Annotated in this window: 19 protein-coding genes and 1 pseudogene; 7 read left to right on the top strand and 13 right to left on the bottom strand. The window is 39.8% G+C overall.

The genetic code is table 11. The annotated features are described in order from the left end of the window. Positions 1 to 2: 2 nt before the first annotated feature. On the bottom strand, positions 3 to 320 hold the full coding sequence (gene yneA, locus NZD81_RS06065) for a cell division suppressor protein YneA (RefSeq protein ID WP_080478226.1): 318 nt from the start codon (positions 318 to 320) through the stop codon (positions 3 to 5). A gap of 149 nt (positions 321 to 469) precedes the next feature. Here yneA and lexA point away from each other — a divergent pair, with 149 nt between their 5' ends. Further along, positions 470 to 1,087: a transcriptional repressor LexA gene (gene lexA, locus NZD81_RS06070; RefSeq protein ID WP_003238209.1), complete on the top strand. Its 618-nt coding sequence runs from the start codon at positions 470 to 472 to the stop codon at positions 1,085 to 1,087. Positions 1,088 to 1,521: 434 nt separating this feature from the next. Here lexA and fosM read toward each other — a convergent pair whose 3' ends face one another. Next, a complete protein-coding gene (gene fosM / locus NZD81_RS06075) occupies positions 1,522 to 1,956 on the bottom strand; it encodes a FosM family fosfomycin resistance protein (protein WP_136654421.1) in 435 nt (144 codons plus the stop codon). A 215-nt stretch (positions 1,957 to 2,171) separates the two neighbouring features. Between fosM and NZD81_RS06080 the strand changes: the two genes are divergently transcribed. Next, a complete protein-coding gene (locus NZD81_RS06080; protein ID WP_014664120.1) occupies positions 2,172 to 2,621 on the top strand; it encodes a YndM family protein in 450 nt (149 codons plus the stop codon). Positions 2,622 to 2,647: 26 nt separating this feature from the next. Here the strand turns inward: NZD81_RS06080 and pghL are convergent, their stop codons facing one another. From pghL to NZD81_RS06125, 9 genes are all read right to left on the bottom strand, one after another. Beyond that, complete coding sequence (gene pghL, locus NZD81_RS06085) at positions 2,648 to 3,406, bottom strand: gamma-polyglutamate hydrolase PghL (protein ID WP_014664119.1); 759 nt, start codon at positions 3,404 to 3,406, stop codon at positions 2,648 to 2,650. 225 nt (positions 3,407 to 3,631) lie between these two features. Further along, the gene (locus NZD81_RS06090; protein WP_040083045.1) at positions 3,632 to 3,946 is read right to left on the bottom strand and encodes a hypothetical protein; all 315 of its coding nucleotides are present in this window, start codon (positions 3,944 to 3,946) and stop codon (positions 3,632 to 3,634) included. A gap of 77 nt (positions 3,947 to 4,023) precedes the next feature. Further along, positions 4,024 to 5,664, bottom strand: a complete 1,641-nt coding sequence (locus tag NZD81_RS06095) for a YndJ family protein (protein ID WP_282372196.1) — start codon at positions 5,662 to 5,664, stop codon at positions 4,024 to 4,026. Continuing rightward, positions 5,661 to 6,278 (bottom strand): DUF4166 domain-containing protein, encoded by a 618-nt coding sequence (locus NZD81_RS06100; RefSeq protein WP_040083048.1) that lies wholly within the window; start codon positions 6,276 to 6,278, stop codon positions 5,661 to 5,663. The genes NZD81_RS06095 and NZD81_RS06100 overlap by 4 nt, the downstream gene beginning before the upstream one ends. A 4-nt stretch (positions 6,279 to 6,282) precedes the next feature. Beyond that, complete coding sequence (locus NZD81_RS06105; RefSeq protein ID WP_071581683.1) at positions 6,283 to 7,089, bottom strand: hypothetical protein; 807 nt, start codon at positions 7,087 to 7,089, stop codon at positions 6,283 to 6,285. 146 nt (positions 7,090 to 7,235) lie between these two features. Beyond that, positions 7,236 to 8,450, bottom strand: a complete 1,215-nt coding sequence (locus NZD81_RS06110; protein ID WP_282374317.1) for a Ger(x)C family spore germination protein — start codon at positions 8,448 to 8,450, stop codon at positions 7,236 to 7,238. Further along, a complete protein-coding gene (locus NZD81_RS06115; RefSeq protein WP_014664113.1) occupies positions 8,440 to 9,531 on the bottom strand; it encodes a spore germination protein in 1,092 nt (363 codons plus the stop codon). The genes NZD81_RS06110 and NZD81_RS06115 overlap by 11 nt, the downstream gene beginning before the upstream one ends. A gap of 28 nt (positions 9,532 to 9,559) precedes the next feature. Then, positions 9,560 to 11,119, bottom strand: coding sequence for a spore germination protein (locus tag NZD81_RS06120; protein ID WP_282372194.1), 1,560 nt, complete (start codon positions 11,117 to 11,119; stop codon positions 9,560 to 9,562). Positions 11,120 to 11,385: 266 nt separating this feature from the next. Continuing rightward, positions 11,386 to 11,574: a hypothetical protein gene (locus NZD81_RS06125; protein ID WP_014664111.1), complete on the bottom strand. Its 189-nt coding sequence runs from the start codon at positions 11,572 to 11,574 to the stop codon at positions 11,386 to 11,388. Positions 11,575 to 11,833: 259 nt separating this feature from the next. On the opposite strand from NZD81_RS06125, the gene NZD81_RS06130 reads away from it, so the two are divergent. Further along, entirely contained in the window at positions 11,834 to 12,268 is a 435-nt protein-coding gene (locus tag NZD81_RS06130; protein WP_282374316.1) for an SRPBCC family protein, read from the top strand. 67 nt (positions 12,269 to 12,335) lie between these two features. On the opposite strand, the gene NZD81_RS06135 is transcribed toward NZD81_RS06130, so the two are convergent. Then, positions 12,336 to 12,734 carry a hypothetical protein gene (locus tag NZD81_RS06135; RefSeq protein ID WP_095432840.1) on the bottom strand — a complete coding sequence of 133 codons (399 nt, stop codon included), beginning with the start codon at positions 12,732 to 12,734 and terminating at the stop codon, positions 12,336 to 12,338. A gap of 39 nt (positions 12,735 to 12,773) precedes the next feature. Next, positions 12,774 to 12,848 (bottom strand): annotated as a pseudogene (locus NZD81_RS21250) (hypothetical protein); the annotation flags it as partial. A 71-nt stretch (positions 12,849 to 12,919) separates the two neighbouring features. Between NZD81_RS21250 and NZD81_RS06140 the strand changes: the two are divergent. The 4 genes from NZD81_RS06140 (at position 12,920) to NZD81_RS06155 (ending at position 15,002) form a co-directional block, all read left to right on the top strand. Further along, positions 12,920 to 13,108 carry a twin-arginine translocase TatA/TatE family subunit gene (locus tag NZD81_RS06140; RefSeq protein ID WP_014664108.1) on the top strand — a complete coding sequence of 63 codons (189 nt, stop codon included), beginning with the start codon at positions 12,920 to 12,922 and terminating at the stop codon, positions 13,106 to 13,108. Between the two features lie 175 nt (positions 13,109 to 13,283). Then, a complete protein-coding gene (locus tag NZD81_RS06145) occupies positions 13,284 to 13,529 on the top strand; it encodes a hypothetical protein (RefSeq protein ID WP_040083053.1) in 246 nt (81 codons plus the stop codon). 236 nt (positions 13,530 to 13,765) lie between these two features. Next, positions 13,766 to 14,122: a YoqO family protein gene (locus NZD81_RS06150; protein WP_040083055.1), complete on the top strand. Its 357-nt coding sequence runs from the start codon at positions 13,766 to 13,768 to the stop codon at positions 14,120 to 14,122. Between the two features lie 163 nt (positions 14,123 to 14,285). Further along, positions 14,286 to 15,002 carry a YrpD family protein gene (locus NZD81_RS06155; protein WP_136654430.1) on the top strand — a complete coding sequence of 239 codons (717 nt, stop codon included), beginning with the start codon at positions 14,286 to 14,288 and terminating at the stop codon, positions 15,000 to 15,002. Positions 15,003 to 15,214: the final 212 nt, after the last annotated feature.

The following is a 15,214-nucleotide window of genomic DNA, read 5'->3' on the forward strand; positions in this document are numbered from 1 at the left end:
CTCTATCTTACAGTTGCCAATTCATATGCATCTTGATGCTTCTTTTTCAATGGGATCACTAATTCATCACCCGGCTGGATATCAGACGTCTGAAGATGATTTTTATCAGCCACCCATTCGATAAAATCATTTTTATTTATCTTTTTTGTATCAGCTACCTGATCAGCAATTGACCAGAGTGTGTCCCCTTGCTGGACTTCTATTTTAACATACTGATTAAGCTCTTGGCCGCTGCTTGTATATGACAGCATCAGGATAACCGCGCTCAAAATCACTGTGAACAGACCGACAAAAATAATAGATTCTTTACTCATGATCATACCTCCGACAGGAATGTTTGTTCGCATTTTTATAATTTCAGTATATACGAACAAACGTTTCTGTCAATTGTTTTTTTCGAACCTATGTTTGTACTGTAAGGAAAATCATGCTATAATCTTCTTAAAATCGACGTTTTGAGGTGCGAAAAATGACGAAGCTATCAAAAAGGCAACTTGATATCCTCCGTTTTATTAAAGCAGAGGTTAAATCAAAAGGATATCCGCCTTCCGTGAGAGAGATCGGCGAGGCTGTCGGGCTTGCGTCCAGCTCTACTGTCCACGGCCATTTGGCCCGATTGGAAACAAAAGGGCTGATCAGACGGGATCCGACAAAACCAAGAGCAATAGAAATTCTTGATGAAGAAGTAGACATTCCGCAAAGCCAGGTTGTTAATGTACCTGTCATTGGGAAAGTCACAGCGGGATCTCCCATTACAGCAGTTGAAAATATTGAAGAATATTTTCCGCTTCCTGACCGCATGGTTCCTCCAGACGAACACGTATTTATGCTGGAGATTATGGGAGACAGCATGATAGACGCTGGTATTCTCGATAAGGACTATGTCATCGTTAAACAGCAAAACACAGCGAACAATGGGGAAATTGTAGTTGCGATGACAGAAGATGATGAAGCTACGGTAAAACGTTTCTATAAAGAGGATACTCACATTCGCTTGCAGCCTGAGAACCCAACGATGGAACCCATCATTTTGCAGAATGTCAGCATTCTAGGGAAAGTAATTGGCGTGTTCAGAACGGTCCATTAATCTATTGATCTATCAGACGCATGAAATAACCCCCTCTTCCTTTAAGGAGAGGGGGTTTGTTGTTCAAAAAAAGCAGGCTCGCCCTGACTTTTGGGTGCGAGCCTGAATAGGAGGAAAAAGAACTTCATGTTTACACCATAATTATCCACTAAAAGATTGTTGTAGTCAAGAAATTTTCTTTCCTTCAGGAAACTTTTAATCAACACATGCATGTTTATAATATTAGACGCTACCTTCTTAAAAATGTTTCATTCTTTGGGTCGTGAAAGGATATGGTTTCATATTTATTAAGGGGTGAGGCGATTGAATATATTGAAAATTTAGCACATAGTTTATTTAGTTCATTTTTCTGTTAAAAACCGCTCACTTCTCTAAATCGTCGTGAGCTATATACAACAAGTAAATATGCTTTTAACCATATATGGTGTGTGATATCAAAAGGCCGTATCGTCATAAAAGGACATATGTGTTTTTTCTTGTTTGTAATATCGAAGCCTGTCTTGAAGGGTTCCGGTATGAAATTCAAATTTGTGGCCGTCAGGATCGGTAAAATAAATTGATTTTCGATCGCGTTCATCTCGTTCTCTGCCAGGCAGAATATTGACATGAAGTCTTTTTAATTTCGCTGATACTTCCTCGAATTCATGATCCTCAATCGTAAAAGCAATATGAGTATAAGAAAGCTTAATTTCATTTCTGGGGACATCTGATTCTTCATTAAGTGCAAGCCAGATGCCGTTCATATCAAAATATGCAGTTGTCTTTCCCTTTACCAGAAGCTTTGCGCCAAACACTTTTTGATAAAAATCAATCGATGTATCCAAATGCGAAACTGAAAATAGCAAGTGATTGATTCCTTTTATCTTCATAAACCATTCCCCCTTGAAAGCTGATCATCTACATATATCACCTTTTTCATAAGAAAGTTTCATACAGCTGAAAAAAATACCAGTGTAAACAAAAACGGATTGTTTAAAATAATCACTGTAATCGTCATGACCATTATGACTGAGATCGAATTGCCGTGTTTATCACTTGTTTCTCCCAAGAATTTTCTTCAAAAAATAACAATTTAGGTGGTCAAATGAAACATATCATTGCGCTTGCTTCAAAGATTGCTTTCACTCTCGCCCTTTTATATGTGATTTTGGACAGAGTCTATCACGCATCCTTTTTGAGCGTGATGTTTATTGCACTTTTCTTGGGTTTTGTTTCCTATCTATCTGGCGACATGCTCGTCTTACCGAGAACAAACAATATTACAGCTTCACTTGCTGACTTTGGCCTTTCTTTCGTGATTCTTTGGGTCTTTGTTTTAACCCAAACAAGAAACGATTTTTCACCATTTGGAGCTGCTCTTCTGTCCGCTGCCTGTCTTACTGTATTTGAATACTTTTTTCATCGGTATTTACTGAAAAATGTGCTTGATGAAAATTTCCGAAATGAACTGTCAGCCAGAGATAACACGTTGCAGTATCAAACGGAAACCGCGGACGAGCTGTTTCCCGAAACGAATGAGAAGCATAAGGAATAGGAGGCTGTCAAATTGCCTCCTATTTTTCAGTAGCTATTTTTGAGAAAACGGGACATCTCTTCTGTAAAATCATAAAACCTCTCATTTTGAGTAACAGCTCTGCTTTTTAAAGAAAAGATGCCGAACAAAGACTTTCTAAAGCCTGTGCTCATTTCTATCTGGATACTTAAACCTGTTTTTGACTTATTTGCAATATTATTTGGACTAACGCCCGCATGCGGATGGTCTGTATTGAGCAATACAGCAGGAAAACCGGCATGTTGCAGCTTCTCAACTAAATCTGCCGCTCTTACGCGATCTGTACCGCCAACTTCGATCTGCTGATCTTCTTCTGCGTATCCGTGCAATGAAATGACATATTCATGATTTTCCGTCATTCTCAGGGCCTGAGGTTCATCAAAATGTGTGCTCGTAATGTGCAGGACTGAGTTTCCCGACGATTTTAAGCCTTCAAATAAATACAGCGAGTACTCTTTGCTGAGCTCTCTCGCTACCTCACTTGTTCCGCCTTCAATACCTCCTCCGTGAATGGCTAAAACAAGTACAGGGCTTTCGGTTTCTTTCGTAACAATGTCGTAATCAGAAGGGTCTTCATTGTTTTTTAATTCCTCAAAATTCTGATATACATCTTCAGCATAAATTGAAGAAATCGGAGTAAACACCATAAAAATTAACAATAATTTTACAATTTTAATAGTTGATGGAAAACGTTTGGCTATGTTACAATCAACATGCTTCAAGGAATGGAGCAAACGGCGGAGCAGGGATACTTTGGCCGGTTTCATCTACTCCGCCTCTAAGTCCAAATCAACAGGATGTCGGTTTCTTTGAGGCTTTAGCACGAATTCTCTCGTCCTCCTTGTTAAGTTTTTGTTAAATTCACAATATTATATACCATTAGCCCGGGCGCTGTTCTTCTCATTTTTGAATTTATGAAAAGGAATCTGGCACCACTTCCCCACATTTCCATACAAAACAAAAACGCACCTGCCATTTGGCCTGTGCATTTTTTATTTTCTCTTCATTCTTCGTTTTTTTGCTTGATTTAATTTCATGATGTTTTTTTCAATTTTTCTTATGTTTCGCCTTTGCGGAATTGTTTTAAGTTCATGATAAACAGAAATAAATCCGCTTAATGTCACTGCTGCGATATAAAGGACACGCTGTTTGATCATCCGGTCAGCGTGTCCATGATCATTCGCTTCTTTTTCCAGCCTTTCGATCACAGCTTTATCAAACAGTTGATCGACATACACTTGTTTCATTCCCACTGCAAACCCCGCAGCCAGCCAAAGAATCAGAAATAAACTGATATAAAACATCATAAATTCTTCCTTTCCTGTCTAGATGCGGCGCAGAATTTTGAAATGCAGCAACTGGCAGACGAAGCTTCTTCGTTATGTTAGGTTCTTTCAATAGGCCGGTTAATATGTGTCATGCTGTAATGAACAGTTAGAAATTTTATTCCAAAGAGCCACATGTGATGAACAGCGGTTAATTTGTTGTCATGTGCAGCTTCTATCAGAAAGGTTTCAGATAAAGGAAGCGGATAAGTTCCCGCTCTTGTTTGCAGATAAATTCCCTCATCCCCCGCTCTGCTTTTTCTCCGCCTGCTCGTTAAAATCAGCTTCTCCTGATGATGATATGGTTTTAAAATACCTGTCATGCTGCTGAATGGAAGCGGCAAAGAAATATTCATATACCCCTCTCCATTTGAACGGTACATTGAATATAGCGCAGTAAAAATGGTTTCCTTTTTTTCATTTGTTCTAATCCAGGCACGTACTTTTTCTCTTCCGTCTTTTTTTGAATGAACACCTTTTATTTCGCTGAACATTCTATACCAGTCAGGGTTCGTCGAAAGATGTATTTGGCCGGTTCTTCTGCTGAACCATTCGTAAACAATTGCAAGCGGACGAAACCACGTGTTCCATGTTACTTTTGCTTTGATATTGTATTCGATGGTTTGTTCATAAAACGAAAGAATGAGCGGTGCCAGTTTTTCAGGTGAAAAATCCTTTGAACGAAGGCTGCCCATATCGTCCACAAGTCCGCTGTACTGGACGTTACTCTCAGCTTGAATGTTAGCTAAAAAGTCTTTTCCAATCTTTCTTTTTCCGAAGATATGGCTGAAGGTCTTTATACGGCCTGCATCAAAAGGCTTCGGATCCTCTATTCTCCATCCTATGAGAGCGGGCAAGATAACACCAAACGCGTTTACAAAACCGTGAATCCAAATCATCTGATTAATGGTCAATGTAACTTCTTGCCGAAATACACCAAATGAATAAATCATCGAGAAAGCAATCGTAATCATTAAAACAGCGGAAGAAAGCCGAATAAGAAATGCCCCCGTCTTGGTGCGAAAAGCTGCCGTGAACACCAAAAATCCATGAAGATAAATCGCCGCCATATAAATGCTAACCGCAATGACATCAAGTGTTTTTGAATAGGTTATGCCCAGTGCGATCAGAAGGGGCGAAAGCAAAATCACCCATGTTATCCAATTGTACAACTTTCGATGCTTTCTAATGGTTCTGCCGAGTAAACCGTTGAAGATCGGGATCAGAAAAGCAGAATAGTGAAAGTGGACAGCAGTCAGCAAAATGATGAGAGGAGCAAATTGCATGATCTGCAAATGGGCAGCATAAGCAAAAAACCAAAATCCTCCTCCCGCCAAATAAATAAGACCGAACAAAACCGATGTCTCTTCGATTCTATGTATCTTCGTTTCCCAAAGGCGGAGGATCGCATACAATGCAATAAAAACTGTGTACATCCACCAGATTAGCGCGAAACCACCAATCTCTGTCACAAGAGCCAGCACTGCAAAGAATGCGGCTGCCGGATAGCACTGGATTAGCCCGTATTCAATGAATTGAGCAGCACGAAGCTGCGATTGACGAAAAACAAAAGGGAAAATTCCCGGCACGAAAAAAAGAATGGATAACAAAACGAGTGCCTCTGCCACTGAAATATCCGGTGCTTCTGCTGCAATAAATCCTATAAAACAAAGCGCACTGACAATGCCATTTCGTTTCATGATTCCCTCTCTTCCTCCTGAAACGTTCCTTTATAAAAGAAAAGAGTGCCGAGAATTGTATTTCGCACATGCACTTCAATGGTGAAACAATTCTTTCTTTCATCAAATGTTTCGCAAACTACGGATGTACCGGTCAGCCATTTTGGCAGCGGGATTCGTTTTCCGCATATCAGTAGCCATTGCTTTCCTGATGTGATCGTAAGAGAGCCGTCATGAGATGCCTCGAACGACAAAACAGACAGCAGCAGATGAGGTTTACCAAAGAAATCAAGGATTCTATTTTCTTTCTCGTCGTATATCATAATCGCGTCAAAGAAACGTTTTTTGCCTTTAAAGAAAAATGTACGGTTCCATTCTATCCCGATATGTTCCGAGTTCATAAGGCAAGATCTATTTTGTATCGTAAATGGGATGTCTTTGCCTCTTTCTGAAAAGAAACATCTGAACAAAACGCCCAGCTTTAACAGTATTCTAACCAGAAAAGAGCCTCCGCTGATTTCTGACATCGTTCCCGTCCCGCTAAAGGTATGAGACCCGTCTAATTGGTACCGTTTCCGCAGCTTGGGATGGAGCAAATGGTAGTTAATAATTGATTTTTCATAAATCGAACTCACAATGTCACTTCTTTCTCTTTCGATTTGTGCGCATGGCACTAGGGAGCTGCAGGCTAAGAGCACCGCTTGCCGCAGAAAACACACTCAACAGAACCCATATGAGCATATCGGAACCTAGACAAGCGAACAAAGCAAAGATACAAGCCTGGACACCATGAATGATCCATTTTCTTTTTAAAGGAATCAGCCACAAAATAGCTAAACCTATCTCCGCTGTCCCTGCCAAAATGCTTGTTTCAACATCTGTAAAGCCTTGATTAAACCAAAACAGGCTGAAAAACAGGCACATGAACACATAGACGACAGCAGATCGAATGAAATGTTTCGGATGTTTATTTTGCTCAATCCAAAGCCTTAATGCATCAAAGCTCCAGGCAGTCGCCCATCCAAGCAGCGGCCGAAATAATAAACGATCGATCCACATTCCCGGCAGTCCGTAGGCTGTTTTATATTGGTACTGTGTTAAAAACGTCATTTTCCCATTTTCTCTCTGTATATACCTCCAGTACCCGCTTCCATGCCGAATCAGAGATAACGGATGATTTGAGCCGAAAGCCAGTGAGGAAGATCTTTCAGCTGAACATTTGTCGAAAACGCCGACGGTTTCTCCTGTACCTGACACCTTTAACCCAAAACCTATTCTTGTTTCGTAAAGAAACTTCTGTTTTTCGCATGGCTGTCTATCCAAATACGTGATATTTGAAAACCGGAGATCCCACTCCTTATGCAGTGATGGATTTTGTGTATATTCCCAGAGTGTATCCAAATCAGAATTCATTTCGATTTCTACATAAATCGGTTTCTGTCTCATAGCCCCTCCTCCCTTCTATTTCAAGCAATTCCTATATTAGCATATTGGTCGATTTGATAAGTGTATATCTCTTCAAAAAAAGGATCTTAATCCTAAAAAATGCAAGAAAAAAAGAAGAGAGGTTTTCTTCTCTTCCTTGTGATTCATTACTGAGTCTTCACCGTCCCGTAATGAGTAATTGTGATGTTCACGCTGTATGTGATGTCGGCTTTACTGAAGGTGTCATTCCAATTATTTTTCACCCTTTTCCATAAGTGGGGATATGCAATTCTTAAAGATTCATCAAAACCCGCAACATCCGCTTTATACTCATGCTGTATTTTTTTTAGTACATGACCAACTATTTTCTTTACCTCATTTTCAATATTCGTTTCGAGGCGATCTATAAACTGAGTGTCTAACACCTCTTTAGTGTTCCAGTTTTCAACCAAATCGCCTTCTGATTCAATATCGACATGAAAAGAAATATCTGATCCTTTGACGATTGGCTTAATTTTGCTTTTTATTTTATTGATATCGTACGCTATCGTTTGTTGGCTCTTTTTATCATGGCTTTTGACAACTCCGCCTTTTCCTTCTCCTCTAATCCATGTAATCCCCTCAGTTTCATATTCATTTAACGTGCCGATCACTTTTCTCGATTTTCCGTTGATTACAGTTGCTCCGGAATACTTGACCGCTCCATTCGCCGCAACCACATTTTGCAGTAAAAAACTGCTGCCAGAATGCAGTTTTCCGATCAGTTTTGCGAGTGTCATTGGGGGAAGAATTCTGGAAGCTTTATGTTTATTTTCGCCTAATCCAATCAGCCGAAATGCCGGAATTTCTCCGTTCTCTTTCAATTGGAGAGCTTCTCTTGCTTCCCCTTTTGCAGATAAAACAAGACAGCTCAGCCTGATTTCATTATCACGAAAAAATTGATCCAGCATTTTGCCGATAGAATATGTGCGCAGCACATCTTCACTCAGAACAACAACTTTTAAATGCGGGCTAAACACTTCCCGGTCTCGTCTTAACGCAACCTCACTTCCGATCTGCTGTAATGAATCCCCTGTTTCACTTATATTTATATATGCTTTTTGATCCCCTTTTCCGCTACCGCCGCCCCCGCTTGTGCCAGCACCTGCCGCTTTTTCATTAACAAATTGATAGGTCAGCGTAATGTTGTCTTTTTTCGGGTAGCTCCCTCCCTCTTCTTTTAACTCTTTTTCAGTGTTAGTTTCTTTTCCTTTATCAATTGCGATAGCGAATGTGAGACCCAGATCCTCTATTTCCCGGCTGCTCCAGCATCCTGTTATGAAAACCATCAGCAGACATACTATGACAATAGCAGGCACTGGACGTTTTAGTTTACTTTTCACCTCTTTTCCTCCATTTCGATATGACTAACAGCAAAATCGGTAAAGCCCCAAAAATATACAAAGCGATATGACTGACCGTATCGCCCAAAATGAAGACATCATTTTCATTTTTCGGCATGCAAGAGAGGATATAAATAACAGGAAGCAGCCCAAACATGCATGAAAGGGGTTTCTTTTTAAAAACCTGTGAGACTCCCAGGGAAGCTGCATAAAACGTAATAATAAACGTGGCAAAAAGCTGCATAATCCAAATCACAAGCAGAAATGACTCAAACCGTTCAAATATTAAACCAGGTATTTCAAAACTTCTCATCAGGTCAAGCCCCGGCCATGTTCTCGTCACAACTCCTTCAACTGAGAGTGCACCGATGACCATAATCAGCGTAATCATATAAAAACAGGTCACAACGCCTGTCCCGATCACAACCGCTTTCCCCGCATTTTTCGGCTTTTTCATAAATGCTACTAAAATGAGCATAATTTCTGAACATGTAAATGAAAGGTTCGTTGTCTTTATCCCTCTGAGAACCGGCATGATTCCATCACCTAATACAGGGCGCAAATTGTTGATTTCAAATATGCCTAAACTCATGAGGGCTATCGTTAAAAAGATGATGACCGTAATCGGAAAAATCATTTCAAAAAGCCGTGCAATTGGATCAAGACCTTGTGTAATTGAATAAAGCCCAATCCAAAGAACTGTCATAATGATGGCCCAAGACGGTGTCCCTTCGAGGAGGAAGAAATCCACGATTTCGGACATGACTCTGACTTCAAATGCACCGAGTGCCAGAAAATAAGTAATAAAAACAATACTGATTAGATGTCCAAGCCATTTTCCTACAATATGTCCGGAGTATTCATAAAAGGTTTCCTTAGGGTATTGCTGGCTTAATTTAACTATAATCATCCCTGCTATTACCGCTATGCCCCCGCCTAATAAAACTGAAATCCATCCATCAGGAGATTGTGTTTGTTCTGTTACTGTCCGAGGGAGCGTAAGAACTCCGGAAGCAAGCATATAATTAATGATGATAATCGTTGCCTGACCGGTTGTGATTTTACTGGTTGGGCTGAACATGTGGCTTTTCACCATCCTGTCGAGTTCATCATTTCACCCGTTTTGTATTATCTGTATTCATCATTTTAGGCCGGCGCTTCATGACTAAAAGTGGCATTCTGATTACAAAGTCTTTCCAATCTTTTAAGCGATAAGGCACTGCCGGACTTGCGTATGGCACACCAAAGCTCTTTAGCTTCACAACATGGCTGCTTAGCAGCAGATAATACATAATAACTCCAAACAATCCAAACACCGCCGCACAAAACATCGCGCCAAACCGAAGCATCCGAAGTGCTATGCCTGTGCTGTAATGCGGAATGGCAAATGAAGAAATTGCTGTGAGCGCAACGACAATGACCATGATTGGACTGACAATTCCCGCCTGCACAGCTGCTTCTCCGATGATTAATCCGCCGACTATGCCGATTGCGGGTCCAATGGGTTTTGGCAGACGAAGCCCAGCTTCTCTTAAAATTTCGATTGCAACTTCCATAAATAAGGCTTCAATGAGGGATGGAAATGGAACGCCTTGGCGCGTCCCGGAAATTGAAATCGCCAGCTTGGTCGGAATTAACCCAGGATGAAAAGAAATGAATGATATATATAAAGCCGGTGCGAATAACGTAATCAATGCTGCTATGAACCTCAGCAATCTGATGAGCGAGCTCGGGAACCACCGTTCATAATAATCTTCAGGCGATTGAAGCATCATGCTGAAAGTGACCGGAACAATCAAAGCAAACGGAGTGCCGTCAAGCAGAATGGCTACTCTTCCTTCCATTAATCCGCTTATGACGCGATCAGGACGTTCTGTACTCTGAACTTGCGGGAATGGGCTCAAATAACTATCCTCAATTAACTGTTCAACATAGCCTGACTCCGGCAAATGATCGATCTCAATCCCTCTCACTCGTTTTTTTACTTCCTCGACCACTTTTGGATCTGCAATATCATTCATATATGCAATGATTAAATCCTTCTTTAATCGTGTCCCTACTTCAAATCTCTGCAATGTTAATTGATCATTTTTTCCTTGCTGTCTTAAAAGAGCTGTATTCGTACTCAGCTCTTCTGTAAAGCCTGTGCGCGGCCCTCTGACAAGCGCTTCTGAAAGCGGCTCCTCGATACTTCGATTTTGTTTTTTTACGGTTCCCAGAAGAAAGGCCTGCGGCATTCCATCGATGAGAAGCGCTGCCGAACCCATGAAAACACTCAATACGATATCACTGATTTTCTCTGATTCTATAACATCACCGATTGACACGATTTGATTTTTTATCTGTTTCGAAGTAAAAATGTCTTTTCCGGCTTGAGAAAATTGGTCGCTGACCTGATGAGTATGATTCATGATTAATACTGATAGGACTTTATGAATCAAATCTTGGTCAGACAGCCCTTCAACAAAGATTAATGACGCTTTTACATGTAAATGAGTGATTTCAAGCTCTCGGAAATGAACGTCCCCGTTATGTCCAATTATTCTTTTTACCTGTTCTGTATCGTATCCGATGTTACCGGTTAACACACCCTGATCCTTCTTTTCAGTTGTTGAATGATCTGATTCTTGCTGCTTCTGTGTTTTAAACTGATTCCGCCACCTCATCATTGCACCTTCTTATACATGTATCCAAGTAAACACTTTATAGATGACATATGGAACGAGAAATACAACTAACGCTTGAAACCATACATTCCAGTCAGTAAGAGTTGATATCATGTTATCCATCTGTCAATTCCCTTCTCTCTCTAATAGGATTATTTTTCCCGTATATCTATATTTTATGTTTGTCTTTTTTCTCAATAAGAAAAGCATGATGAACATTTCATCATGCCTTCAAGAAATAAAATCTTTTTTAGATAGCCTCGAATGAACTAAAATTCCAGTTTAAAGCTTTCTGCCTGATCTGAAACTTCCACAGGAATCCCCATTATCGTTTTCGGTTTGGATACGTAAACAAAGCGCATTTCTTCCTTTAATTGCTGAAACGCTTTTTCACTAACTACGATTCTGGCTGGCTTCCCTGGACTGTTATCAATGGCTGCTTTGATTTTTCCAAGCATTAAAAAACCTCCTGTTTTAGAAAAATGGCAGATTTACTATTAAAACAAAACTGATAAGCACAGCAAAATCGCGCAAAATAAATGGGCTGAACAGGAACCTGATTCAAACATAAGCTAGAATGCAATCACAACTATACATTTTCGGCTGATACACTATTCATCAGCAGCTGCAGCATAAACAATGCAAGCTATGGACATGATCTTATTAGTTATTATATGATTAAATTGAAAAAACATCATATATCAAGAGGTAAACGAAATGGCTCAAAATCACGAAAATACATTACCAGATATTACGAAAAGCATTACCCTGGAGGCTCCCATTCAGAAAGTCTGGGAGACAGTCTCCACTTCAGAAGGCATTGCCAAGTGGTTTATGCCCAATGACTTTCAGCTCAAAGAAGGACAAGAATTCCACTTGCAATCACCGTTTGGACCGTCCACTTGTAAAGTTTTGGCTGTTCAAGCTCCAACTGAACTTTCTTTTGAATGGGATACAGAAGGATGGACCGTTACCTTTCAATTAGAAGACTTGGGGGAAAAAACGAGGTTTACCCTTATTCACGGCGGCTGGAAAGAGCCGAATGAATTGATCGGAAAAGCCAACGAGAAAAGCTCCGTCATTCGCGATAAGATGGATGGCGGCTGGACTGGCATCGTAAATGAACGGCTTCGTAAGGCTGTCGAAGAATAAAAAAAGAGAGAGATACCTCTCTCTTTTTTGTTTTTAACAAAGGGTTGTACTTCACAATTTGAGCACATCAATCATAAAACGTAACCGCTTTAGATTTTCCAGAGTAATCGGTGACAAAAAACTCAGCCTTGTTATTGCTCCCGTCTACAAATTTTCCAATACTGCCAAAGGTGTAGCATTCTCCGGGTGAAAAATAGTTTGACCCTACATAATCATCAGGATTGTCGCCGGCATCATCCTCATATAAGTGCAGTGAGACAGAAAAAGGAGTGCTTCCTGAAAGGCACACTCTAAAATCTCCTCCGCTCGAGTATACCGCGGGACTTGAGTAGGTATATGTGTAAGTCCCCAACTTATCCCACTCTCCAGCTCCCGCAGTTCCCGCTTTTTCTGCTTGTGCCGTTAATGGAAAAACCGCCGCCAGCCCTAAAACAGACAAAAATCCAAATACCTTAGTAAATCTCATCAGTCACACCTCTCCTTTATTTCAATCACCTTAGACAGGGCATTGGACATTATATTCAGCAGCAGCCGTTTTAAGAATCCGCTTTTGTGCTGGTTTTAATTTGTCAAAATAAATGAATTCCCATTTGAACTGCCATCTCTTATAATTTGTGTAAAAGGTTGTACTTCAATCAGGAGGAAAGGGATATGGAATTAAGCTTCACAAAAATACTCGTTATTTTGTTTGTAGGTTTTTTAGTGTTTGGACCTGATAAACTGCCGGCGCTTGGCCGTGCAGCAGGAAAAGCCTTATCAGAATTTAAACAAGCAACCAGCGGACTGACTCAGGATTTAAGAAAAAGTGATGCAGACAACAAAGAAGACAAACAAATATAAGATAAATCGTTTGGGCCGATGAAAAATCGGCTCTTTATTTTGATTTGTTTCTATGTCACCTGTCTTTTTTCTTCCATTTGGACAGCCCTTTTTTCCTTCTATGATTTTAACTGTCCAAGCCGCAAAATCAACTCGCCGTATAATAAAACGTATTATAAATAAAGGAGGAGTATATATGGGTTATTACAAAAAATATAAAGAAGAGTATTATACGGTCAAAAAAACGTATTATAAAAAGTATTACGAATATGATAAAAAATACCACTATGATAAAAAAGATGACGACTGTGATTATGACAAAAAATATGATGACTATCATAAGAAAGATGATGACTGTGATTACGATAAAAAATATTATGATCACGACAAAAAAGACTATGATTATGTTGTAGAGTATAAAAAGCATAAGAAACATTACTAAACTCCATTCACATCTCCTCGTTTTCACTTTTCCCCGGCTAATGCCGGGCTTTTTTGAGCACTATCATCTTGAAGCTTCCCTTCACTTTCTATAAAAACCTTGGTGACTGAATTAAAAAAAGAATGATGAATATTTAGTACATAGTTTATTTAGTTCTTATATAGGCAGATTCAATTCGATTTCCAAGTATTGCAGTTACAAAGAAATGTTTATAAACTCTTAGAGTATCACACACTTTGTCTAGAAACATCGTATTTTATCTCATTTTACTTTGTCTATTTATATCAGTTGCCATGACAAGCTTTGAGGTGATAAGAACAATCGCCAATGTTAGCTGCTTTGTTTTCGTATTGCTGTATTTTAAAGATGAAATGAAAACATACTCACGTAAAGCGTTAGCAATCCTAAGCATTTGTTTTCTTTTCTTAGTCGGTATCTGTGCTTTTATCATGTTACAAGGACAGACATTGATGAAACAGCACCCCTTTTTTACAGGCTGGGAAACGATAGCGCGCATTCTTTTGATTATCGTTTCTTTAAGCATTTGTGCTTTTATAATGAGGAAAATTTCAAATCGGTTAAAACGATTATGATCTTATTAATTCCTTTGTTAAGGGTATATAGCTTTCAGATTTCAGAAACGTTTCGTCCCTTATGTCACTCAAAATGAAATATTTTGTCGATTTATATACATAAATCCAGTTCCAAAATAAGGTATAATAAATGACGAAATCACTATCAAAAGGGGGAATTTGAGTGAAAAAAGTATTGATTGCAGGTGCAGTAGGAACAGCCATTCTTTTCGGAACACTTCCATCAGGTATACCAGGCTTGCCCGCGGCAGATGCTCAAGTCGCAAAAGCAGCCTCCCAGCTGCCTAAGGGAATCGGCGGCCGCGCCTATCTGAATAGTACAGGCGCCGTTTTCACAGCTAAAATCAATCTTCCTGACACTGTAAAATATGATACGGTCTCTACTCCTTATATTTATTCAGGATTTAGGGCAACAAGCGGAACTGAGGCAGATATCGGGCTTCAGTACAGCAAGCAATACAACGTCTGGAAGCCCCTCATGAAGGTAGGATCCAAAAATGAAGAAACGTACATCGAAGGAAAAGACAAGTTCACATACAATAAAGGCTTCCGCCCTGGAAGCACAGTCCAAATGACAATCTATAAAAATTTAAACGGCAATACGCGCATGACCCTTTGGGGAACGAACAATGACGGCTATACCGGACGAATTATCACAGAAATTCAAGGGACCAACATCGGCACGATTTCAAAATGGAAAACGCTTGCTACTGCAGCAGTTTCTTATGAAAGCCAGCGTGATGCCATCAAAACAGCCTTTTCGACATCTTTTAACAGCATCACAATCGACAATAAAGCTATCACTCCTGTGGTAGATACACAGGATTTCGCAAAGGTTTCTGTTTCAGGAAATAACCTTACAATCTCTGTTAATAAATAAACGAAGCAGCAAAAGGCCGCCAGCATTGCTGGCGGTTTTTGCTAGCATTTTCGTCCTCTCTAAAAAACCCGCTCAGTTTCCAAAATTATAGAGATATATGAACAGAGAACCTTTTGTCCAGCTATGCGATAAAATAAGACGTTTTGTTTAAGGGATTAAAGAGTAAGAAACAAAAGAAATTCTCTCCTATAGTTGAAAAGGTTAACAATGTT

The organism is Bacillus sp. B.PNR1 (assembly GCF_030386235.1).
GTDB classification, from domain to species: domain Bacteria; phylum Bacillota; class Bacilli; order Bacillales; family Bacillaceae; genus Bacillus; species Bacillus stercoris.